The sequence below is a fragment of the Polynucleobacter sp. 78F-HAINBA genome (genome assembly GCF_018882325.1).
Taxonomy (GTDB): domain Bacteria; phylum Pseudomonadota; class Gammaproteobacteria; order Burkholderiales; family Burkholderiaceae; genus Polynucleobacter.
In genome coordinates, this window is the sequence record NZ_JACVOQ010000003.1 from 147192 (window position 1) to 169854 (window position 22663).

A 22663-nucleotide genomic window follows, 5' to 3' on the forward strand; every position below is an offset into this window, starting at 1 on the left:
AGCTTATTCAGTTATAGTATTTACAGACCCTCTCTCTTGAATGAGGGAGGGTTTTTTATTTCATGACAGCAGAAAATAACTCCACTCCAGAACGTATTGCCGAGGTTCGCTTAGAACTTCGCAATGATGTTGCATACATCATCTTTGATCACGTTGCCGCCCGCAATGCAATGACGGTAGGGATGTATCAGAGTCTGAAATCCATTTGTGAAGATTTGGCTAAGAACCCTAAGGCCAAGGTTGCTATCTTGCGTGGTGCTGGAGGCAAGTCCTTTGTCTCTGGAAGTGATATCGCTCAGTTCTCCGGCTTTACGTCCGGTGAGGACGGGATTTCTTATGAAGAGGGTATCGATCAATATTTAGCCCCCTTGGCAACATTGCCTATCCCGACGATTGCGGTGATTGATGGCATGGCGGTTGGTGGAGGTCTTGCAATTGCCAGTTGTTGCGATTTCAGAATCTCCACACCAGATGCCCGCTTTGGAGTTCCGATTGCAAAAACTCTGGGCAATTGTTTATCTGCCGGCAATGTTGCTTGGCTCGTCGCGCATCTAGGTGTCAATATCGTAAAGCGTATGTTGCTATTGGCTGAACTGGTTACTGCACCCGAGTTATTGAAACAGGGCTATCTCCTAGCCACTTATCCAGCCGAAAATCTTGAGCTTGAGGCTAATCAATTGGCTGAACGCTTAATGAAATTAGCCCCCATTACACAAAAAACGACCAAGTTGACTTTAGCTAGATTGATTAAAAATAACTTACCGGACTGCAGCGATCTCATTCGGGAATGTTATGGCAGTGAAGATTTTAAGAATGGTGTTTCCGCATTTTTAGATGGGAAACCACCTGTCTGGACTGGAAAGTAATCCAAGTCCGCAAACACCCATCTTTAGACTTATAAGAACATCTCTTGCAGATTATTGAGATAGCGCAAACCTTGTTCAGTTGCTTTGAGCTTGTTTGGGTTGGGATCTAACAAACCTTTCTTGCTAGCTTCTTCCAATCCTTTTGAAACTACATTTAGCGGTAAGCCGGTACGCTCGCTAAAGGTGATGGTGTCAACGCCATCTGTCAGGCGCAATGTATTGAGCATGAATTCAAATGGAAGATCTTTAGCGGGAATCTCTCTTGCTTCAATTAATGCATTGCCTTTGCTTTCCATTGCCTGCATATAGTTTTCTGGATGACGCTCCCGCACTTGGCGGGTAATTTTGTCTGGGAAGGAAATCTTTCCGTGCGCGCCTGCGCCAATTCCGATGTAATCCCCAAAGCGCCAGTAGTTGAGATTGTGTTTGCACTCCTGATCTTTTTTAGCGTACGCAGATACTTCATAGCGCCGATAACCTGCATTCTCTAATAGCGCCAAGTTCTGTTCAAAGATGGCATCTATCTCATCTTCGTTTGGCAGCTTCGGAGGAAAGTTTGCAAAATAGGTATTGGGCTCTAGCGTGAGGTTATAGAAAGATAGGTGCGGTGTCTTAAACGAGAGCGCAGTTTCAATATCGGCTTTAGCTGCTTCCAAAGTTTGATTCGGTAAGCCAAACATCAAATCCAGATTGACGGATTTAAAGTGTTGCAAAGCAATCGCAATCGCGCGCTTAGCTTCTTCACCATTATGAATACGTCCCAATGCTTTGAGTTGCTGATCTTGAAAACTCTGAATGCCTAAAGAGACGCGATTGATGCCTGCTTTAGCAAAGCCAGCAAACTTCTCCGCTTCAACTGAGCCGGGATTAGCTTCCATGGTGATTTCACAATCAGGCTCTAAGTTCACGCGCGCTCGAATGGCTGAAAGCAATTCGTTCATGCCATTAGCGGACATCAAGCTCGGAGTGCCGCCACCAATAAAGATGCTATGTACTTGACGACCCCAGATGCGAGGTAGTTCTGTCTCAAGATCAGCAATGAGGGCCTTGATATAGCGCGCTTCATCAAATCCCTGAGAGGCTTTTGCGCCTGCATCTGCATTACCAACACCATCTTTAATTTGATGCGAGTTGAAATCACAATAAGGGCACTTCTTTTCACACCACGGAAAATGAATATACAAAGATAACGGGGGAAGGGCAGTGAGTTTTGGCTGGGTTGCCAAAACCGGATTAAGCGGATTGAGCACGGCTTTGAAGTTCGGCGATGAGTTCGCGCAATGCTTGACCACGATGGCTGATGAGATTTTTCTCAGAAGGCTCTAGTTCTGCGGCTGTATTGCCAAGTTCAGGTAAAAAGAAGTGGGGGTCATAACCAAAGCCATGGGCACCTTTGGCGTCATCAATGATTTGGCCATACCAGCGAGTTTGCACAATCAGCGGCTCTGGATCATTGGCGCTATTGACCATGACGAGGGCGCAAACGTAATGCGCCCCACGATCGGCTTTACCTTGTAAGGATGCAATCAGCTTTTGGTTGTTAGCTGCACTATCTCCATCAACGCCTGCATAGCGTGCCGAGTAAACTCCTGGTGCCCCATCTAATGCATGAGCACAAATTCCTGAATCATCAGCAAGTGCGGGCAAGCCGCTGGCAGCACTGGCATGACGTGCCTTAGTAAGCGCATTCTCAACAAAAGTATGGTGCGGCTCTTCTGCTGAAGGAATGCCTAACTCGCCTTGAGGGATGACCTGAAATAGAAAAGGCGCTAAGAGTTCCTGAAACTCCCGAACCTTGCCGGCATTGTTAGAGGCGAGAACGAGTTTTTGCACCATCTACCTTTAATCTTTTATTTAAACGCTTCTTTTTGGAGTTGCGTTAAGTCCGCAATACCTTGTTCTGCTAAATCAAGCAGTGCATTTAATTCAGCGCGTGAGAAGGCAGCGCCTTCAGCTGTGCCTTGCACTTCAATCATGCCGCCTTTGCCTGTCATAACGACATTCATGTCGGTATCGCAAGAAGAATCTTCTGGATAATCTAAATCGAGCACGGGGACGCCTTGATAGATGCCAACAGAAATCGCTGCAACACTATCAATAATTGGGTCGGCCTTGAGTGCACCACTTTGCAGGAGGGTATTAATTGCATCGCGTGCTGCTACATAGGCGCCAGTAATTGATGCAGTTCTTGTTCCGCCATCAGCCTGCAAGACATCGCAATCTAAATGGATAGTTCTTTCACCCAAGACTTTTAGATCAAAGACGCTGCGCATTGCACGACCGATCAAGCGCTGAATCTCTTGTGTGCGTCCAGATTGTTTGCCGCGCGCTGCTTCACGATCGCTACGGGTATGGGTAGAGCGGGGGAGCATGCCGTATTCAGCGGTAACCCAACCTTCACCAGAGCCTTTTTTATGCGGAGGCACTTTTTCTAGAACGCTGGCTGTACAGAGCACCTTGGTGTCACCAAAGGCAATCAGGACTGAGCCTTCCGCATGCTTGGTAAAGGCACGGCTGATGCTCACAGGGCGTAATTGCGTAGGGGTGCGGCCACTAGGGCGGGTGATGTTGTGCTGAGTCATGGGGTGTGGTCCTAAAGATCTACAATGTCCATATGATATCGAGCATGACTGGTTATGGCAGCGCTTCTCGTCAAGTCTCCCTAGGAGCTGGCGTTGTAGCTGATCTGCAAGTGGAATGTCGGGCTGTTAATAGCCGCTTTCTGGATTTGGGCTTTCGTCTTCCGGACGAGTGTCGCGGGGCTGAGCCTGCCTTACGAGAGATGGCTACTCAAAGCCTTTCTCGGGGTAAGGTTGAGTTTCGGGCTGCCTGGCGTGTTAATTCGGGTGCCGCTGGGGCTGCAAAAGCTAACCCCCATGCCTTAGGTGCCTTGAACAAGGATCGCTTGGATGCCCTCTATACACTTCAAGAGCATGCTCAAGTAGCCTTTCCCAATGCTGAAGCATTGCGTATCGCTGATATTTTGCGCTGGCCCGGAATTGTTTCTGAGCCTAGAGGTGAAGAAGAGGGCTGGATTGCCGCCACCGTAGAAGCGGGCCGCGCTGCTTTGGCTGCGCTAATGGATAGTCGCCACACAGAAGGTAAAGCCTTGGTCACAGTACTCACCAATATCACTAGCAAGATGCGTGAGATTGTTAAGGTGATTGAGCCTAAGGTTCCTGTCTATGTAGCCCAGTATCAAGAGAAACTGACTGAGCGTCTGGCAGAAGCATTGGCTGCACAAGAACAAGGTAAAAGTAGTGGGTCTGGTACTGAGTTGATGGAGCGTATTCGTCAAGAAGTTGTTCTCTACGCAGTTCGCATCGATGTGGCGGAAGAGTTTGCTCGCCTCAAGACACATCTTCAGGTGGTAGATACTGCGCTTGCAGGCAAAGGGCCGGTAGGTAAGCGTTTAGATTTCTTGATGCAAGAGTTGAACCGTGAGGCCAATACCTTAAGCTCCAAATCCGTTTCAGAAGAATGCACGCAAGCTGCTTTAGAGCTCAAGCTCTTAATTGAGCAGATGCGTGAACAAGTGCAAAATTTAGAGTAACTGTTACTTACACAAATTATTATGGCCAGCCCCAAACCTAAAGCTAACTTATCTCCTGCCTACCAAGGCAGTATGTTGATGATCGTTGCCCCATCAGGCGCTGGCAAATCTTCTTTGGTGAACGCTTTACTGCAAGAAGATGCAGCACTCAAGCTCTCCCTTTCAACCACAACGCGTGCACCAAGGCCAGGTGAGGTAGATGGCAAAGACTATCGCTTTATCAAAAGAGAAGAATTTATAGTTGAACGCGATCAGGGTAATTTCTTGGAGCATGCAGAAGTGCACGGCAATTTTTACGGCACCTCCAAAGCCTGGATCGAAACCCAGATGAAAACCGGGCGCGATGTCATGTTAGAAATCGACTGGCAGGGTGCTCAGCAAATTCGTCAAATCATTCCGGAAGTACAGTGGATCTTTATCTTCCCACCTTCATTTGAGGCTCTAGAGGAGCGCTTGCGCAAACGAGGGCAGGATGATGAGGCAACCATTCAGAGAAGGTTAGCTGCGGCCCATTTAGAGCTCCAGCATGCCCATGAAGCGGATTTCATTGTGATCAATGATGATTTTGAGCAGGCCTTAATTGATTTACGCCATGTGGTGGCAGCCAGCCGCCTGCGCTCCGGACCGATTATGGCTCGCAACCCTGCGCTTTTAAGGCGCCTTGGGGTCTAATCAGTTATCCTATAGGTATTGAAGCTAAATTTAAGTGAGTTCAGCATGGCCCGTATTACTGTAGAAGATTGTCTAAAAACTATCCCAAATCGTTTTGAGCTGGTATTGGCCGCGACTTATCGCGCACGTCAATTGGTTCAAGGTCACTCCCCACGTGTTGAGTCCAGAGATAAAGCAACGGTAGTTGCGTTGCGTGAAGTTGCTGCTGGTGTAACTGACCGTGACATGTTGACCAAAGTACCTTTGTAATACAGGGGTTCCGTTGTGGAGCTCCCCTTAGGCGACCCAAACACATCGGAATCCAAAGGCCAGGTCTCGCCTAAAGAGACTGCTAAGAGCGATAAGTCTTCCATCATCGCCACCTTGTTGGCTCAGTCGAGCCGACATTTATTTGGCCCTACCTCTGCGCCAACATTACCTTTAAAGCATCAAGTTGTTTCTATTGATGGTCTGATTTCTAAATTGGGCTATCTCAAGCCTGATGAAGTGAATCTCATCAAGCAGGCTTTTCATTTTGCTGATGCTGCTCATCTCGGTCAGTATCGTCATAGTGGCGAGCCGTACATTACCCATCCCGTAGCGGTAGCTGAACTTTGCGCCACATGGCGCCTAGATGCCTCCTCCATCATGGCGGCCTTACTGCATGATGTGATCGAAGACACGGGTTGTACTCAAGCAGACCTGGTTGGCAAGTTTGGTAGCAAAGTTGCGGAGCTAGTTGAGGGATTAACCAAGCTCGATAAGTTGGAATTCCAGAGCCATGCTGAGGCGCAGGCTGAAAGCTTCCGCAAGATGTTTATGGCGATGGCGCGAGATGTGCGCGTCATTTTGGTGAAGCTAGCTGATCGCACACACAACATGCGCACGCTAGATGCGGTCCCAATGGAAAAGCGTCGCAGAGTAGCCGCTGAAACGATTGAGATCTACGCACCGATTGCGCACCGTCTCGGCCTCAATATTATTTACCGCGACTTACAAGATCTTAGTTTCCGTTACTCCATGCCAATGCGCTTCAGAGTGATTGAAGGTGCAGTAAAGCGGGCGCGTGGTAATCGCAAAGAAATGGTCGAGAAGATTTTGCAAAATGCCCGGATGGCATTTGCAAAAGCCGATCTCGAGGTTGATCTGCAAGGTCGAGAAAAAACCCTCTTTAGTATTTACAACAAAATGCGTAGTAAGCACTTGAGTTTTTCTCAGGTACTTGATGTCTACGCCTTCAGGGTCACCGTGCATTCGATTGACGAGTGCTATCGGGCTCTCGGAATTTTGCATGCACTCTATAAACCAATGCCAGGCAAGTTTAAGGATTACATTGCAATTCCTAAGCTCAATGGTTATCAATCTCTACACACCACACTATTAGGCCCATCTGGTGTACCGGTAGAGTTTCAGATACGTACGAGTGATATGCACGCAGTTGCCGAGGCAGGCGTTGCCGCTCACTGGGCTTATAAAGATGGCACCCCAGATATGAGCGAGGTACAAAACCGCGCACATCAATGGTTGCAATCTTTAATTGATATTCAGGATAGCAGTGGAGATTCACAAGAATTCTTGGAGCACGTCAAAATTGATTTGTTCCCGGATGCGGTTTATGTCTTCACTCCAAAAGGGCAGATCAGGGCCTTGCCACGTGGCGCTACCGCTTTAGACTTTGCTTACTCAATTCATAGTGATGTAGGTAACACTTGTGTGGCTGTGAAGATTAATGGCATGCAGTTGCCTTTGCGCAGCGAGCTCAAGAATAGCGATATTGTCGAAGTAGTGACATCAGCCAACTCTCAACCTAATCCAGGTTGGTTGGCATTTGTTCGAACCGGTAAAGCGCGTGCCTCCATTCGTCATTCGCTCAAGACCAAGCACTATGCCGAGTCTTTGCAGTTGGGTGAGCGCCTCTTGGCTAATGCCTTACGACAACAAGGCGTAGATGCCGGACTGCTATCGCCCGAGATTTGGGAAAAGCTATTGCATTGGACTGGTGATAAAACCCGCGAGGAAGCCTGTGTCAATATTGCTTTGGGTCGTAGATCCCCTCAAGAGCTAGCCATTCGCTTAAAGATTTTGATTGATGACGAGGGTGGCTCAGAGCAAATGCGCTTGGGCGCGGCGGACTGGGTTTCTCCTCAACAAGAAATTGCGTCTCACCATCATCAGCGTCAGGCCATCTTGGTCGATGGACGCGAAGGTAACTCAATTAGTTTCCAAACTTGCTGTCACCCGATTCCAGGCGACAACATTATTGGTTATCTTGGCAAGGGTGAGGGCTTGCAGGTCCACACCAACGACTGCCCAGTAGCCCTCAGAATGCTCTCCAAGGACAGTGACAAGTGGGTTGAGGTTGAGTGGGGCAAAGAGGTCAACCGAGAATTTGAGGTTGATCTCGCGATCGATACGCGCCAAGGTAAAGGTGTATTGGCTAGGGTCGCAAGTAGTGTGACTGCTGCTGACTCCAACATCATGAACGTGTCGATGGATGATCGCTACAAAGAAGATGCCGTCACCATTCGGTTTACGATCCAAGTATCAGATCGCTTGCACCTTTCCAAGGTGATGCGTAGCTTACGTACCAATCACGATGTGATGCGCGTGACCCGGGTGCGGGTTAGCTAAATTCTTTTAAGTCCAATTACAGGTACTGGACGTCTAGGATTTCAATCTCGGTAGGGCCGGTAGGGGTTTGGATTTTGACGCAATCACCCAGGCGGGCTTTGATTAAAGCCTTGGCAATCGGCGAGACCCAGCTGACATGACCCAAATCCAGATCGACCTCATCAACCCCCACAATCGTGATGGTTGTCTCGTTACCCGCCTCTGGACCCTCTAGGCTGGCATAGGTGACAGTAGCCCCAAAAAAGACCTGCTCGGCATCGGCATCCCCTGATTTTCGGGCTTGGTTATCGACTACTACGGCAAATTCAAGGCGCTGATTTAGGAAGCGAATTCGGCGATCTATCTCCCGAAGCCGCTTTTTTCCATAGATATAGTCCCCATTTTCAGAGCGGTCGCCATTGGAGGCTGCCCAGTGAACAACCTTGACAACCTCAGGCCGATCAAGGTTCAGGAGCTGTAAAAGCTCACTTTTGATACGCTCGTGGCCAGCGGGTGTGATGTAGTTCTTCTCTTCCATGGCATAATTATGGCTGTTGCGGCTGTAGCTCAGCTGGATAGAGTACTTGGCTACGAACCAAGGGGTCGTGGGTTCAATTCCTGCCAGCCGCACCAACCCATACGGGGCCTAGTTGAAAAACTGGGCCCTTTTTTCTTTTTAGCCATTTCATAGTGCATTCATTCAAATCCCTTATAGTTTGCTTATGGCCCTTTCAGACGCTAATTCCGCGATTTCACCAGCTCCAGTAGCGATCTGGGCGCAAACTGACGCAACCCACGCTCAAGTTACCTTGAGTGGCGCTGTCAATGTGTATTCCTTGGCGGGCGTGTGGACTGATATTCGTCAAAAGCAAAGTCTTTGGCTGGGGCAGGGAAATGCTCAAGGCCGCTCACTGGTTTTTGATGCATCAAAAGTGAGCTCTCTAGATGGATCTGCTTTTGCATTCCTGATTGATGTTGAAGAGGCTCAGAAAAAGGCAGGGGGTCTATTTGATATTCAGGGCCTTGATCCAAAGTATCAGCCGCTCTTGCGTGAATTCGATCCGATTGATAACTTATTTCCAGTAGCTACAGCAAAACCAAAAACCAATTTTGTTGTAAGCGTAGGAATGGCTGCTCAAGATCTCATAGATGATGGCCGTGGACTCATTACTTTTGTTGGCCATCTATCAGCGGACTTAGTGTGGTCGATTCGAAATATTAAGCAAGTACGTTGGGGTGATTTTGTGAATGCCGCAGTAGAGGCTGGTATCTCTGCTTTACCCATCGTTGGCCTGGTCGCTTTTTTAATTGGTGTGATTCTTTCTTTTCAAGCTGCTATTGGTATGCAGCAGTTTGGCGCCGTTTCATTTGTAGGGCCGCTTGCCGCTCTGGGTATCGTACGCGAGATGGGGCCGCTGATTACTGCAATCTTGCTCGCCGGCCGCTCATCCGCTGCGTTCGCAGCTGAGATCGGTACGATGACTGTGAATAGTGAAGTGGATGCATTGGTTACGGGTGGCTTAAGCCCGATTCGTTTTTTAGTGGTGCCTAGAGTACTAGCAGGAATATTAGTGGCTCCGATCTTGACCTTGTTTGCCGACATCGTCAGCATTTTTTCTTCCATGTTGACGATGCAGATTTATGGCATCCCCTTTATTAATTTCTATAACGGCATGCTGGCTGCTGTGGATGTTGAAGATGTTTTGTCTGGCCTGGTGAAAGCCACTTTATTCGGCGTAGTGGTTTCAGCAATGGGTTGTTTGCGTGGCATGCAGACGGGTACTGGTGCAGCCGCAGTGGGTATCTCTGCAACCCGCGCGGTAGTGAGTAGTATCGTCATGATCGTTTTAGTGGACGGCATCTTTGCATACATCTCTTACAGGACGGGTTTCTGATGGATGCTCTTGATAACGCAATTGATGTTCAAAATCTCACCGTGGGCTATGGTTCAAAAGTACTTCTGCAGAACCTGAACTTCTCCGTCAAGAACGGCGAGATCTTTGTGATCTTGGGCGGTTCAGGTTGCGGTAAATCCAGTCTCCTAAAGAATTTATTCGGTCTATATGAGCCGCTCTCTGGAGATGTGTTGATCGAAGGTCAAAACATTACTACCTCCCAAGGCGCTGAGCGTCAAAAAATCATGACCAGCTTTGGGGTGATGTACCAACAGGGCGCCTTATTCGGCTCTATGAATTTGCTGGATAACGTGACACTCTTTATGGAGGAGTACACCCAGCTGACTAGGGATCAAATGAATCTATTGGCTCGCTGCAAACTCGATCTAGTAGGGCTACTTCCATACGAAACGTATATGCCCAGCGAGATTAGTGGCGGCATGCAAAAGCGGGCTGCCATTGCACGCGCTATGGCGCTAGATCCAAAGATATTATTTTTAGACGAGCCATCAGCAGGTCTCGATCCCATTACATCGGCCGATCTGGATAGTACGATTTTGGATCTCTCAAAAAACTTGGGATTTACCTTTGTGATCGTCTCTCACGAGTTGGCGAGCATTTATTCCATCGCCGATAAGGTCATCATGTTGGATAAGGACGCTAAGGGCATTATTGCTGAGGGCGATCCCAAGGTTCTTAGAGATACCAGTAAAGATCCCCGAGTGCATCAATTCTTTAATCGCATTATGAGCAAGGACGCAGCATGAGTAATAACTCCAATCCCAATTATTTCCGCTTAGGCATTTTTGTCTTGGCGGCAATCGGTGCACTGCTCACCATCATCTTGATCTTCGGCTCAGGCCAGCTCTTTAAAAAATCATTCATGGTGGAAACCTACATTAAGCAATCGGTGACTGGTCTGGATGCTGGTGCTGCTGTTCGCTTTCGAGGGGTAAAGATTGGTCAGGTAACTTCGATAGACTTGTCGGGCGATGTCTATGAAAAAGAGGTGCCAATGCCAGAGCGTCGTGAATATGTTGTGGTGCGGATGCAAATTTTTGGAGATAAGATTGAGTTGAGCCATTTGCAAACTTATCTAAAGGATAACCTGCGGGCACGTATCCGATCCATGGGAATTACTGGTGTGAATTACGTAGAATTGGATTTCTATACAAGCGCATCTCAATACACCCCACTGCCATATTCATGGGAGCCAGAATATCCAGTTGTTCCTTCCATGCCTAACCAGGCGGATGAGATTATTTCCGGAATTCAAAAACTCATCAGCGCATTAAATGGAATGGATGTAGATGGAACTCAGAAGAAATTTGATGCACTCTTAGGTAATCTGAATAAATTAATGGCGGGTGATGGAAAAGACAATTCTGGTCTGATTACTTCGGTTAAGGATCTAAACGTGCTTTTGGATCGTATTGCCAAGGTGACGGATAAAGATCAGCTTAATATTTTGATGCGCGAATTGGTTGCCACTATGGTTTCCTTGCGTCAAACGGTTACTAGCGTTCAAGGCGACACCACTGCCACCCTAGAGAATATCCGTCAGGCAAGTGAACAGTTAAATGAATTTACTCGGGTAGCGAGTCAATCACCTTCAAGTTTGATTTGGGGTGAGCCACCCGCAAGAATTACACCTCCAATGAATGGAGCTCAGAAATGATGTCAATGAAAACTCAGGTGATGAAAAACTCACGCCTCTCTAAGTTCGCTGCTGTAGCATTCATTGCGCTTGCTTTAAGCGCCTGTTCTTTACCTAAAAGACCGGCACTCGAAACAACTAGTTGGATGGTGGCTCCAGAACGCACAGGTGCTCCTTATAAGCCACGCACAGATGTTTGGCTGAAGATGGGTTCAGTCTCAACAGCACCTCCTTTTGATGGAAAGTCTTTGGTTTATCGCTTGGGTGACCAACGCTATGAAAAGGATTTCTACAATATTTATTCTGCACTGCCTAATGAAATGGTCAGTAATGCGACCCGTCAGTGGCTCAATAATGCCCAGATCTTTTCTATGACGGTGGGGCAGGGCAATAGCTTCTTTCCGTATTACATCTTGCAGACTTCTGTAGAGGAGTTCTACGGCGACTATCGAGTTCGACCTGAGGCCGTAGTTACCGTTGAGTTTTTCCTGACTGCAACAGATCCTCAAAAACGCAATCCTGTCATTGGCAAAAATCGTTATAGCAAGAGAGTTGCCCTTAAAGACAATACGCCTCAGGCTTTAGCACTGGGTCAGCAAGAGGCCTTGGCACAAATTCTCAAAGAGTATGAGGTAGTGCTTTATAAGTACGCCGGTAATTTACCTCCACCTCTAGGACAGTAGACAGCCTGGATTTGGTGATATGGATAAAAAAATAAAAAAGATGGAGAAGACATGGATTTAGGACTCAAAGGTAAAGTGGCCTTAGTAATGGCATCTAGTCGTGGTTTAGGTCAGGCAATGGCCGTTTCATTGGCTCGCGAAGGCGTCAAGGTGGCGGTGACTGGACGTAATGCTGAGGGTCTAAAAAAATCCGTGGAGTTGATTGAGGCTGCTGGCGGTAAAGCATTGGCTTTAAGCTGGGACTTATCGGATAGCTCAGTGATTGATTCACTAGTTACCAAAGTGGAGCAAGAGCTCGGACCGATTGATATTCTGATCAATAACACTGGCGGACCGCCTCCAACCCTAGCTACTGGGCAAGACCCCGCGCTATGGCAAAAGAGTTTTAACGATATGGTCTTGTCGCTTATCAGTATTACTGACCGAGTCCTTCCGGGAATGCGTCAACGTAAATGGGGTCGCATCATTACGAGCACCACTTCAGGCGCGATTGCCCCAATCAAAAACTTAGCAATTTCTAATACCTTACGCGCGGCATTGCTAGCTTGGTCTAAAACCTTGGCAGCAGAAGTGGCTGCCGAAGGAATTACTGTAAATGTCATCATGCCGGGTCGTGTAGCAACGGATCGCTTACGTCAATTGGATGAAGCACGTGCCCAACGTGAAAATGTTAGCTACGATTCTGTTGTGCAGGCCAGCTTAAAACAGATACCGATGGGTCGTTACGGTAATCCTCAAGAATACGGCGATACTGCCGCATTTTTGGCCAGCCAAAGTGCGTCCTTTATCACTGGGTCGGTGATCCGGGTTGATGGTGGTCAGATTCAGGCAATTTAATCTCCGTGTTGGCAAGCTTTCTTCGGACTGTTAAGCGAGACCTTCGATCTAGTGAGCTGGCAGCACTACTAGTTGCTCTGACGCTCTCTGTAGCGGCCCTGTCTAGTGTTAGCTTCTTAGCGGACCGAATGCAGCGGGCTTTTGAGTTTGATGCTCGCCAACTCCTGGCTGCAGATTTGTTGCTAGTAGCCGATCAGCCCTTACCTGAGCGTTTTATTCAAGAAGCGAAGCGGCAGCAGGGGGAGGAGCTCAGCTCTGCTCAAACGGTTGTCTTTCCAAGCATGGCCACAGTTGGCTCTCAAAGTAAGCTGGCCTCTCTTAAGGCGGTAAGTGCGTCATATCCCCTACGCGGGTCCTTACAGGTATCACCACAGCAAGGCAGCACAACACCACCGGCTGGTTCAGTTTGGGTCGATCCTGCAATGCTCAGCGCACTGCAGGCTAAGGTGGGTGATCGGATGTCATTAGGGGATAAGACTTTTCTCATCAGTGGCATCTTGGAGCGTGAGCTCGATCGGGGTGCTGGTTTTATGAACTTTGCACCACGCGTCATGATGTCGCTTGATGATTTGCCTGCAACGGGTCTTATTGGCCTAGGTAGCCGTGTTACTTATCGTCTGCTGCTAGCGGGAGGCGATCAAGCCATCTCTGATTATGAGCAGTGGGCTACGCAATGGATTGAGTTCGAAGGCCTAAGAGGATTGCGCATTGAGACCTTGGAAAATGCCCAGCCTGTCATGCGTAAAACTTTAGAGCGGGCAGAGCGCTTTTTATCTTTAGTTGCTTTACTGACTGCAATGGTGGCTGCAGTCGCGATTGCATTATCGGCGCGTCGTTATGTTTTGAAGCAAGCGGATGTTTGCGCTGTCATGAAATGCCTTGGCGCAAGCCAAAAGACGATTCTGCTAAATCAAGTAAAAGTATTGGGCGCTTTGTGCTTATTGGCTACCATCATGGGATCTACCATTGCATACGGTGTGCAAGAAGTCTTGATTCGTATTTTCGGTAACTTGGTATTTGCCAATTTACCTTCGCTGTCCCTCTGGCCTTTGGCCTGGAGCATTTTATTTTCCTCTTGCTTGTTGATTGGTTTTGCTGGACCACCTCTATTGAGTTTGGTCATGATTTCACCGGTGCGACTCATTCGGAAGGAGTTGGGTTCGGTAAACATTAAAGTGATCTGGGTGGCGCTCTTTGGGCTTATGACTTGTCTGGCCTTAATTGCGATTGCAGCGCAAGACTGGAAGTTGGCCTCTTGGGTTGCTGCGAGCTTTGGCGCTGCTGTTGCACTCTTTACTCTGCTCTCCTGGTGTTCGCTGCGCATACTTAATGTTTTGTTTTCTAAGTGGGGTGCTCAGAACTTTGCCCTGCGTTTTGCGCTTACTGCACAAGCACGGCGCGCAGGATTTGCAGTCATGCAAATTACTGCTTTAGGTATCGCCTTGATGGCCTTGCTGCTGATTCTCTTGCTCAGGCAGGATTTGCTATCTACGTGGCAAGGAAATATTCCAGTTGATGCACCCAATCGTTTCATGATTAATGTTCAGGAAGATCAAAAGCTAAGTATTACTCAGTCACTACTAGATGCGGGTGTAGCAAGGCCGAGCTTTAGCCCCATGGTTCGTGCACGCTTGGTTGAAGTTAATGGAAAGACCATTGGCCCTAATGATTATGTTGATGAAAATGCCCGTCGCCTGGTAGATCGAGAATTCAATCTCTCCTATACCGAGCAATTACCAGAGGGCAATCGCATTACTTCTGGAAAATGGATTGAGGGTAGTGTTCCGCAAGTTTCTTTGGAGGCGGGGATTGCGAAAACCTTGAAGTTAAAACTAGGCGATCAAATGACCTTTGAACTTGCCGGTGAAAAAGTGACTGCACCAATTACTTCTTTGCGTAAGTTGGACTGGAGTTCGATGAAGGTGAACTTCTTCGTCATCATGCCGCCTGCCATGCTTGAGCAAATGCCGCAATCCTGGATTACTTCTTATTACCAAGGTGCTGCAATTGAGGGCTTGGACTACCAGCTCGCACAGACTTATCCTAATCTGACAATTGTTGATGTAGCGACCTCATTGAGGCAAATACAAGATGTATTAGATCGACTATCTTCCGTGCTGGGCCTATTGTTTGCTTTCACGATCGCTGCAGCGATTTTGGTGCTAGTGGCTGCAATTGCAGCGACGCAAGACGAGCGCTTTAGAAGTGCAGCCTTACTCAAGGCGGTAGGTGCATCACGCGCTTTACTTAGAAAGATTGCTTTAGCCGAACTCTTAATCATTGGGGTGCTATCAGGAGCATTGGCTGGACTAGCTGCTGGAATGGCCACATGGGCGCTTGGTCGTTTTGTATTGGAGATTGAGTTCAATGCATTCGCCCAATCTTTGGCAATGGGAATTTGCTTTGGAGTACTCGCTTGTCTCTTGGCCGGCTTTCGTTTTCAGAGAAAAATTCAAACCGCTACCGCAATGGAGTGCTTGCGCGAGATCTAGGGCTCACGCACTCTCGTGTTTACGAGAGTTTCACCAAGTTCTTTGGTAATTCCACTAAGCGGGTTCTGGCAAAACGGTCTGGCAGACTTTGACGTAGCAGGGGGCTGGCGCGATCCAAGTAAATGCTGAGTGGCCACAGCAATAAAGCCACTGTGAAAAGCATTTCAATAATCTGCCACTTCTGGAGCCCAAAGAGCCATTGCAGCAGGACGCAAGGCACAAGCCACAGAGATCCATAGACATAGCGCCAGACTGCCTGCTTTCGAGTGAGGTTGTAACCTCCCGGACCAATCATGCGAACGCGCCATGTTTGCATTGCCAGCGTCTGACCAGACTTAGTCCAATACCAAACAAAGTAAATGCCTAGGATGGTATATAGATAGAGAAAGGTTAGCCAGCTTGGTAGGGCAAATCCAAACAGAATGCCTAGGCCCAAATTGGGAACTAGGAAAGTCAGCGCGATGACGCCTAATAGAACTAATTGCTCGTAGAGACCGCAGGAGACTCTCCGCCAAAATTGTGGAGCAGGGAGCGCGTTTAATTCGGCGGGGGTAATCACAGCTTGGGGATTCTCAAGGATTGCTTGAAGTGCTATCCGGGCTTACGCTCGGAGCCGGAGCATCTGGAGTCGGGCTGCTACTTGCTGGCAGGGTTGGCGCCAGATTGGACTTCTGTGTAATAGGGTGTTGTTGCAATGTAGGTGCACTCGCAGCTGTCGGCTTTTTCTTATTCACCTCTGCTTGAGCTAATTTCTTTTTCTGCTCATCACTCAGTTTTTGATACGCACTCCAAGCCTCTGCTTTTTTCTCTGCAGGGAACTTGAGGCTGCTGAGGTAATTTTCTCGCGCGATACGACGATCTTTTTGAGAGAGGTTGGACCAGCTTGTCATGCGAGACTGAAGTCGCTGTTGATCGCCCTCACTCATCTTTGGATAGAGGTTGGCAACCTGTATCCATTTCTTGCGACTATCTGGGAGCATGTAATCCCAATCGCTTTCCAGTGGTGCCAAGATTTTTTGTTGTGCAGGCTTCAGACCTTCCCATGTGCCATCCGGCTTTTTCTCTGGAGTGCCAGTGGTTTTGCCGTGCGCAGCTGGAGGTGTTTGAGCTAATGCGCTTGAACTTTGTACCGATCCAAGTATGCCAATTGCCAACATCATGCTGATGCCGAGTAAGGCGCCTAAGGATCGTGGGTTGTTCAGCATCCGCTTAAGATTCGCGTGAACTTTAAGACGGTGACTTGGCTGAATCAAGGCTATCTTGATCGGATTCGGCTAAGGGACCATTTTTGAGGAATCCCATGAAGCCGCTGTCGGCGTAAGCATCAGGTGGCACGTCATCCGTTAAGAGGGCCACATCCAATTCGGCTATATCGTTGATGCGGGAGTCTTGCTGCCATTGGGCGATACCAATCAGGCCAAAGACCAACACAATCAGTGGAGCAATCCAACCTACGTTATCCCAAAAAGAGCGTGAGCCTGAAGACCAGCTTCCAGTGGAACTGGTCAAAACATGCTGCTGAATGCGGATTTTTTCTGGTTTTTTAACAGAAATGGCCTTGAGGCGTGCTGCGTACAGACGATCTTTGATGCCTGCTGGTAAGGATTGGGATCCGTGGCGGAGCAGGGTGGCAGCAGCTAGGCCAAATTGGTCGGCTTCTGTTGGGTTTAGGATGTCTTCATTGCGGTTCACAGCGTAATTCCTTTTAATTTCAATGCTTTAGCTAGAGCCTGGGTGGCTCTTGAGCAGTGGGTTTTGACGCTTCCCTCGCTACAACTCATGGCAAGGGCAGTTTCAGTAATGCTCAGCTCATCCCAATAACGCATCAGGAAGGCTTCTCGTTGACGGGCAGGCAATTTTGATATTTCTGACTCCAGGGACTGTAATAGCTGACTACGTTCCAGCTTAAATGCACCATCTTGGTGAATTTCACTGTCATCTGGGGCTGAAAGTGACTCTAGGGGGTCAAAATCATCGTTTTCATCTGATTTCTTGCCCATATTCGAGAATAGGGTCACCCAGGTATTGCGAACTTTTTGCCGTCTAAACCAGTCATGAATACGGTTTTGCAGAATTCTGGTGAAAACGAGGGGTAGTTCTGCTGCGGGGCGGTCACCATACTTTTCAGCCAGCTTAATCATGGCATCCTGAACAATGTCTAAGGCGGCATCGTCATCTCGCACAGCGTAGACCGCTTGCTTAAAAGCGCGCTGCTCAACACTGCTCAGAAAGTCAGAAAGTTCTTGGGGTGAGGCCATTCAGTAGATTAGACCTGAATCAGATGGAATTCGTCTATTTTAGGGGATTGCTATAGAATATAGGGCTTACTACCTAGAATCTCATTCAAGAAGTGGTTTTTTCCGGTAGCAGCGCCGTTCGAACTCAGGCCACAAGCAGGAGACAGAACAGACCAAACAATTTTTTGCCGAAAATTGCAAAGGACGAAAGAAAAATGAATACAAGCAGCGCCGAATTTTTAGCTTCTAAAGCTAACCAAGACACAGCAAACCCAAATTCCACAGCGAATGCGCCTGAAATGATTGGCGCGGAGATGTTGGTACAGGCTTTGCACAAAGAGGGTGTTGAATTTGTTTGGGGTTACCCAGGCGGTTCTGTTCTCTTTATCTACGATGAAATTTTTAAGCAGGACAAGTTTGAACATATCCTTGTTCGCCATGAGCAAGCAGCAGTTCATGCGGCCGATGGCTATGCGCGTGCAACCGGTAAGGTTGGTGTCGCTCTAGTTACTTCAGGTCCTGGTGTAACCAATGCGGTTACCGGAATTGCTACTGCTTACACTGATTCGATCCCGATGGTGATCATCAGCGGTAACGTGCCAACTTATGCGATTGGTGAAGATGCTTTCCAAGAGGCGGATACCGTTGGTATTACTCGTCCAGTGGTGAAGCACAACTTCTTGGTAAAGGATGTCAGAGATCTTCCTTTGGTAATCAAGAAAGCTTTTCATATTGCACAAACTGGTCGCCCAGGCCCAGTGTTGATCGACATCCCTAAAGATGTATCCGCAGCCAAGGCGCCGTTCGTATACCCAGAAACATTAGAGATGCGTTCCTATAACCCAGTAGTTAAGGGGCATAGCGGACAAATTCGTAAAGCAGTTTCTTTATTGCAAGAAGCAGAGCGTCCATATATCTATACCGGTGGCGGCATTATCTTGGCTGACGCTGCACCAGAGTTAAAAGAGTTTGCTGATTTGCTGGGCTACCCAGTCACCAACACCTTGATGGGCCTCGGTGGCTTTCCAGGCACTAGTCCGCAATTCCTAGGCATGCTCGGTATGCACGGTACTTACGAAGCGAATATGGCAATGCAGCACAGCGATGTGTTGATTGCGATTGGCGCACGTTTTGATGACCGCGTGATTGGTAATACTGCTCACTTTGCAAGTCATCCACGCAAGATTATTCATATTGATATCGACCCATCCGTGATTTCTAAACGCGTGAAGGTAGATGTTCCTATCGTTGGCAATCTCAAAGAAGTATTGGTTGAGATGACTGCCCAGCTCAAAGCTGCTGGCCCGCGCAAGAATGATGCAAAGCTTGCGGCATGGTGGGAGCAGATTAATGAGTGGCGTAAAAAAGATTGTTTGAAGTACGACGAAGCTTCGCAAATCGTAAAACCTCAGTACGTAGTTCAGAAGTTGTGGGAGCTTACTGGAGGTGACGCCTTTATTTGTTCTGACGTTGGTCAGCATCAAATGTGGGCCGCTCAGTTCTACAAGTTCGATAAGCCACGTCGCTGGATTAACTCAGGCGGCCTGGGTACTATGGGCGTGGGTTTGCCTTACGCTATGGGTATCAAGAAGGCATTTCCTGAAAAAGATGTATTCACCATCACTGGTGAAGGCTCTATTCAGATGTGTATTCAAGAACTGTCTACTTGCAAGCAGTACGACACGCCTGTGAAGATCGTGTCATTGAACAACCGTTACCTTGGTATGGTTCGTCAGTGGCAAGAGCTGACTTATAACAAGCGCTATTCCAGCTCTTATATGGATTCATTGCCAGACTTTGTGAAGTTGGCTGAGGCCTATGGACACGTTGGTATGCGTATCGAGAAGAAGTCTGATGTTGAGGGTGCGCTCAAAGAGGCGATTCGTTTAAAAGATCGCACTGTGTTTATGGATTTCCAGACAGACCCAGAAGAGAACGTTTGGCCAATGGTTCAAGCGGGTAAGGGTATTACTGAAATGCTTTTGGGTAGTGAGGATCTCTAATGCGACATATTATTTCTGTATTGATAGAGAACGAACCAGGCGCATTGTCTCGGGTTGTTGGCTTATTTTCGGCTCGCGGTTACAACATTGAAACCTTAAGTGTTGCACCTACTGAAGATCCTTCGCTTTCTCGTATGACAATCGTCACGATTGGCTCTGAGGACGTGATTGAGCAAATTACCAAACACTTAAATCGCCTAGTTGAAGTGGTTAAGGTTTTTGATTTAACTGAAGGTCCTCATATTGAGCGCGAGCTCATGATGATCAAGGTTCGCGCTGTTGGTAAAGAGCGTGAAGAGTTGAAACGTACAACGGATATCTTCCGTGGTCGCATCATCGATGTGACTGATAAGAGTTACACCATTGAATTAACTGGTGATGGTGCCAAATTAGACGCCTTTATTGATTCGATAGATCGTGCATCGATTCTAGAAACTGTCCGTTCGGGTGGTTCTGGTATTGGGCGCGGCGAACGCATCCTCAAGGTTTAATTTTTTTAACGGATTACTGAATTAACTACATTTTCAAAACAAGGAAAGAGCATGAAAGTTTTTTACGATAAAGACGCTGATTTGTCCCTCATTAAAGGCAAAAAAGTAACCATCATTGGTTATGGTTCACAAGGTCACGCACACGCATTGAATCTGAAAGATTCAGGCTGCAACGTTACTGTTGGTTTGCGTAAAGATGGCGCTTCCTGGAGCAAAGCTGCAAATGCTGGCTTGACAGTAAAAGAAGTTGGCGAAGCAGTTAAAGATGCTGACGTAGTCATGATGCTCTTGCCTGATGAGCAAATCGCTGACGTATACAACAAAGAAGTTCATCCTAATATTAAGCAGGGCGCTGCATTGGCATTCGCTCACGGCTTTAATGTTCACTACGGTCAAGTTCAGCCACGCGCTGACTTAGATGTGATCATGATTGCTCCTAAGGCACCAGGCCACACTGTTCGTGGTACTTACGCTCAAGGTGGCGGTGTTCCGCATTTGATCGCTGTGTACCAAGATAAATCTGGCTCTGCTCGTGATGTTGCTTTGTCATATGCAACAGCAAACGGTGGCGGTCGTGCCGGCATCATCGAAACGAACTTCCGTGAAGAAACTGAAACTGACTTGTTCGGTGAACAGGCTGTTCTTTGTGGTGGCGCAGTTGAATTGATCAAAGCCGGTTTCGAAACTTTGGTTGAAGCTGGTTACGCTCCTGAAATGGCTTACTTCGAGTGCTTGCATGAGCTCAAGTTGATTGTTGACTTGATCTACGAAGGTGGTATCGCCAACATGAACTACTCTATCTCTAACAATGCTGAGTACGGTGAGTATGTGACTGGCCCACGTGTTGTTACTGAAGATACTAAGAACGCAATGCGTCAGTGCTTGAAAGACATTCAGACTGGTGAGTACGCTAAGAGCTTCATCTTGGAAAACAAAGCAGGTGCGCCTACTTTGATTTCACGTCGTCGCTTGAACGCTGAGCATGACATCGAGGTGGTTGGTGCGAAGTTGCGCGCCATGATGCCTTGGATTGCGAAGAACAAGTTGGTTGACCAAACTAAGAACTAAGCAAGAACTAGGTTTCATGCAGTTAGAAATTAATAGAAGTAACTAAAAAGGCTCAGAACAAAGATGATGTATCCACACCCCATTATTGCGAAAGAAGGTTGGCCGTATTTGGCATTAGTGGGGGCTGTTACTTTGCTAGTCCACTATCTTGGTGGCATTGCATGGTCATGGCCTTTGTGGATCATTTTTATCTTTGTTCTGCAGTTCTTCCGCGATCCGCAGCGTATTGCTGCTCTTGGTCGTGATTTAGTTTTATCACCAGCTGACGGCCGTATCGTCGTGGTAGAAAAAGCCAATGATCCTTATGCGGGTCGCGAAGCTTTGAAGATTAGTGTTTTTATGAACGTATTTAACGTTCACTCCAACCGTAGCGCAGTCAACGGCTTGGTAAAAGAGATTCAGTATTTCCCTGGTAAGTTTGTAAATGCCGATTTAGATAAAGCCTCCACTGAGAATGAGCGTAATGCCGTTGTGATTGATGCCAATGGTCAAATCGTGACTTTGGTCCAGGTTGCAGGCCTGATTGCGCGACGCATTCTTTGCTATATCCACGTTGGCGATAGACTTAAGGCAGGTGAGCGTTACGGCTTTATTCGCTTTGGCTCTCGTGTAGATGTATATTTGCCATTAACAGCTGAACCTTTGGTTAGTGTTGGTGATAAAGTTTTTGCTACGAACACCGCATTAGCTCGCGTACCCGGCTTAGATTAATTTAGCCGCTTTAACTGGGAATATTCTTTGAGTACATTTCGTCGTCGTGGCCGTATAGACCGTAGTCGCTTTGCTCCTAAACGGGCTGAGCGTTCCCAGGCTGAATGGGCTGAAGAGCTCAGCGATGGAATTGATTTCGAGGTAGAAGAGCTGCATGCGGATAAGCCGCGTCAACGCAGCAAAGGAATCTACCTACTACCTAACGCATTTACTACGGCGGCTTTATTCTGCGGCTTCTTTGCGATAGTTAATGCGATGAACCACCAGTTTGAGATGGCAGCTATTGCTATCTTTGCATCCTTAGTTTTGGATGGCATGGATGGTCGCGTTGCCCGTATGACCAATACTCAGAGCGCCTTCGGCGAACAGTATGACTCTCTAGCCGATATGGTGTCATTTGGTGTTGCCCCAGCCCTAGTTGCTTATGAGTGGGCTCTAAAAGATTTGGGTAAGTGGGGTTGGTTGGCCGCCTTTACTTATTGCGCAGGGGCTGCTTTGCGCTTGGCCCGATTTAACGTCAATACTGGCGTAGTTGATAAGAAGTTTTTTCAAGGTTTACCAAGCCCAGCGGCTGGTTCTTTGATGGCTGGTTTTATCTGGTTGGCCGATGACAATAAGATTCCTGTGCGTGACACGGCGATTCCTTGGATTACTTTCTTTATCGCTGTTTATGCTGGTTTAACCATGGTATCGAATGCCCGTTTTTACAGTGGCAAAGCCTTGGATGTTCGCTACCGCGTACCGTTTGGTGTGATGGTCTTGATGATTCTGACCTTCGTCTTGATCTCCTCTAATCCACCCTTGACCTTGTTTGGCCTCTTTGTGGTGTATTCCATCTCCGGTTATGTAATTTGGGCTTGGGGGCATCTGAGCGGCCGCCGTTTTAGCTAATTTGGAATATTTAGGTTA

The 22663-nt window shown here is 47.8% G+C and carries 24 protein-coding genes and 1 tRNA gene; 17 read left to right on the forward strand and 8 right to left on the reverse strand.

Annotated elements, in window-relative coordinates:
* Positions 1–62: 62 nt before the first annotated feature.
* Positions 63–866, forward strand: coding sequence for an enoyl-CoA hydratase/isomerase family protein (locus ICN11_RS04385; protein WP_216229337.1), 804 nt, complete (start codon positions 63–65; stop codon positions 864–866).
* 29 nt (positions 867–895) lie between these two features.
* Here ICN11_RS04385 and hemW read toward each other — a convergent pair whose 3' ends face one another.
* Genes hemW through rph form a run of 3 tightly spaced genes read right to left on the reverse strand, consistent with a single transcriptional unit; the run spans position 896 to position 3448 of the window.
* Positions 896–2092 carry a radical SAM family heme chaperone HemW gene (gene hemW, locus ICN11_RS04390; RefSeq protein ID WP_216863141.1) on the reverse strand — a complete coding sequence of 399 codons (1197 nt, stop codon included), beginning with the start codon at positions 2090–2092 and terminating at the stop codon, positions 896–898.
* A 7-nt stretch (positions 2093–2099) separates the two neighbouring features.
* Positions 2100–2699 (reverse strand): RdgB/HAM1 family non-canonical purine NTP pyrophosphatase, encoded by a 600-nt coding sequence (gene rdgB, locus ICN11_RS04395; protein WP_216229439.1) that lies wholly within the window; start codon positions 2697–2699, stop codon positions 2100–2102.
* 17 nt (positions 2700–2716) lie between these two features.
* On the reverse strand, positions 2717–3448 hold the full coding sequence (gene rph, locus ICN11_RS04400; RefSeq protein ID WP_216229339.1) for a ribonuclease PH: 732 nt from the start codon (positions 3446–3448) through the stop codon (positions 2717–2719).
* 32 nt (positions 3449–3480) lie between these two features.
* On the opposite strand from rph, the gene ICN11_RS04405 reads away from it, so the two are divergent.
* The 4 genes from ICN11_RS04405 to ICN11_RS04420 are packed head-to-tail and all read left to right on the forward strand — an operon-like array spanning position 3481 to position 7701.
* A complete protein-coding gene (locus tag ICN11_RS04405) occupies positions 3481–4419 on the forward strand; it encodes a YicC/YloC family endoribonuclease (RefSeq protein WP_216229340.1) in 939 nt (312 codons plus the stop codon).
* Between the two features lie 21 nt (positions 4420–4440).
* Positions 4441–5091, forward strand: coding sequence for a guanylate kinase (gene gmk, locus ICN11_RS04410; protein WP_216224870.1), 651 nt, complete (start codon positions 4441–4443; stop codon positions 5089–5091).
* A gap of 45 nt (positions 5092–5136) precedes the next feature.
* A complete protein-coding gene (gene rpoZ / locus ICN11_RS04415) occupies positions 5137–5340 on the forward strand; it encodes a DNA-directed RNA polymerase subunit omega (RefSeq protein ID WP_011902918.1) in 204 nt (67 codons plus the stop codon).
* Positions 5341–5355: 15 nt separating this feature from the next.
* Positions 5356–7701 (forward strand): bifunctional (p)ppGpp synthetase/guanosine-3',5'-bis(diphosphate) 3'-pyrophosphohydrolase, encoded by a 2346-nt coding sequence (locus ICN11_RS04420; RefSeq protein WP_370623595.1) that lies wholly within the window; start codon positions 5356–5358, stop codon positions 7699–7701.
* A 16-nt stretch (positions 7702–7717) separates the two neighbouring features.
* Here ICN11_RS04420 and greB read toward each other — a convergent pair whose 3' ends face one another.
* Positions 7718–8218, reverse strand: a complete 501-nt coding sequence (greB, locus tag ICN11_RS04425) for a transcription elongation factor GreB (protein ID WP_216229341.1) — start codon at positions 8216–8218, stop codon at positions 7718–7720.
* A gap of 18 nt (positions 8219–8236) precedes the next feature.
* Here greB and ICN11_RS04430 point away from each other — a divergent pair.
* The 7 genes from ICN11_RS04430 to ICN11_RS04460 all read left to right on the forward strand — a co-directional run bounded on the left by ICN11_RS04430 (position 8237) and on the right by ICN11_RS04460 (position 15244).
* Positions 8237–8313: transfer RNA gene (locus ICN11_RS04430), tRNA-Arg, on the forward strand.
* Between the two features lie 89 nt (positions 8314–8402).
* Positions 8403–9575: an ABC transporter permease gene (locus ICN11_RS04435; RefSeq protein WP_216229342.1), complete on the forward strand. Its 1173-nt coding sequence runs from the start codon at positions 8403–8405 to the stop codon at positions 9573–9575.
* The gene (locus ICN11_RS04440; protein ID WP_216229343.1) at positions 9575–10342 is read left to right on the forward strand and encodes an ABC transporter ATP-binding protein; all 768 of its coding nucleotides are present in this window, start codon (positions 9575–9577) and stop codon (positions 10340–10342) included. Before ICN11_RS04435 ends, ICN11_RS04440 begins: the two co-directional genes overlap by 1 nt.
* Complete coding sequence (locus ICN11_RS04445) at positions 10339–11253, forward strand: MlaD family protein (RefSeq protein ID WP_216229344.1); 915 nt, start codon at positions 10339–10341, stop codon at positions 11251–11253. The genes ICN11_RS04440 and ICN11_RS04445 overlap by 4 nt, the downstream gene beginning before the upstream one ends.
* A complete protein-coding gene (locus ICN11_RS04450; protein ID WP_255539879.1) occupies positions 11250–11915 on the forward strand; it encodes a membrane integrity-associated transporter subunit PqiC in 666 nt (221 codons plus the stop codon). Before ICN11_RS04445 ends, ICN11_RS04450 begins: the two co-directional genes overlap by 4 nt.
* Positions 11916–11966: 51 nt before the next feature.
* On the forward strand, positions 11967–12752 hold the full coding sequence (locus ICN11_RS04455; protein ID WP_216229345.1) for an SDR family oxidoreductase: 786 nt from the start codon (positions 11967–11969) through the stop codon (positions 12750–12752).
* Positions 12753–12757: 5 nt separating this feature from the next.
* Complete coding sequence (locus ICN11_RS04460) at positions 12758–15244, forward strand: ABC transporter permease (protein ID WP_370623596.1); 2487 nt, start codon at positions 12758–12760, stop codon at positions 15242–15244.
* Positions 15245–15263: 19 nt separating this feature from the next.
* On the opposite strand, the gene ICN11_RS04465 is transcribed toward ICN11_RS04460, so the two are convergent.
* Genes ICN11_RS04465 through ICN11_RS04480 form a run of 4 tightly spaced genes read right to left on the reverse strand, consistent with a single transcriptional unit; the run spans position 15264 to position 17502 of the window.
* A complete protein-coding gene (locus tag ICN11_RS04465) occupies positions 15264–15803 on the reverse strand; it encodes an RDD family protein (protein ID WP_370623597.1) in 540 nt (179 codons plus the stop codon).
* A gap of 13 nt (positions 15804–15816) precedes the next feature.
* Positions 15817–16449, reverse strand: coding sequence for a DUF3106 domain-containing protein (locus ICN11_RS04470; protein ID WP_216229346.1), 633 nt, complete (start codon positions 16447–16449; stop codon positions 15817–15819).
* A gap of 22 nt (positions 16450–16471) precedes the next feature.
* On the reverse strand, positions 16472–16936 hold the full coding sequence (locus ICN11_RS04475; protein WP_216229347.1) for a DUF3619 family protein: 465 nt from the start codon (positions 16934–16936) through the stop codon (positions 16472–16474).
* Positions 16933–17502 (reverse strand): RNA polymerase sigma factor, encoded by a 570-nt coding sequence (locus ICN11_RS04480; protein ID WP_215326823.1) that lies wholly within the window; start codon positions 17500–17502, stop codon positions 16933–16935. The genes ICN11_RS04475 and ICN11_RS04480 overlap by 4 nt, the downstream gene beginning before the upstream one ends.
* 194 nt (positions 17503–17696) lie before the next feature.
* Between ICN11_RS04480 and ICN11_RS04485 the strand changes: the two genes are divergently transcribed.
* The 5 genes from ICN11_RS04485 (at position 17697) to pssA (ending at position 22645) form a co-directional block, all read left to right on the forward strand.
* Positions 17697–19484 carry an acetolactate synthase 3 catalytic subunit gene (locus tag ICN11_RS04485; protein ID WP_216229348.1) on the forward strand — a complete coding sequence of 596 codons (1788 nt, stop codon included), beginning with the start codon at positions 17697–17699 and terminating at the stop codon, positions 19482–19484.
* Positions 19484–19975 carry an acetolactate synthase small subunit gene (gene ilvN / locus ICN11_RS04490; protein ID WP_015420909.1) on the forward strand — a complete coding sequence of 164 codons (492 nt, stop codon included), beginning with the start codon at positions 19484–19486 and terminating at the stop codon, positions 19973–19975. The genes ICN11_RS04485 and ilvN overlap by 1 nt, the downstream gene beginning before the upstream one ends.
* Before the next feature lie 51 nt (positions 19976–20026).
* A complete protein-coding gene (ilvC, locus tag ICN11_RS04495) occupies positions 20027–21043 on the forward strand; it encodes a ketol-acid reductoisomerase (protein WP_216133084.1) in 1017 nt (338 codons plus the stop codon).
* Between the two features lie 63 nt (positions 21044–21106).
* The gene (locus ICN11_RS04500) at positions 21107–21754 is read left to right on the forward strand and encodes a phosphatidylserine decarboxylase (protein WP_216229349.1); all 648 of its coding nucleotides are present in this window, start codon (positions 21107–21109) and stop codon (positions 21752–21754) included.
* Between the two features lie 27 nt (positions 21755–21781).
* Entirely contained in the window at positions 21782–22645 is an 864-nt protein-coding gene (gene pssA, locus ICN11_RS04505) for a CDP-diacylglycerol--serine O-phosphatidyltransferase (protein ID WP_216229350.1), read from the forward strand.
* Positions 22646–22663: the final 18 nt, after the last annotated feature.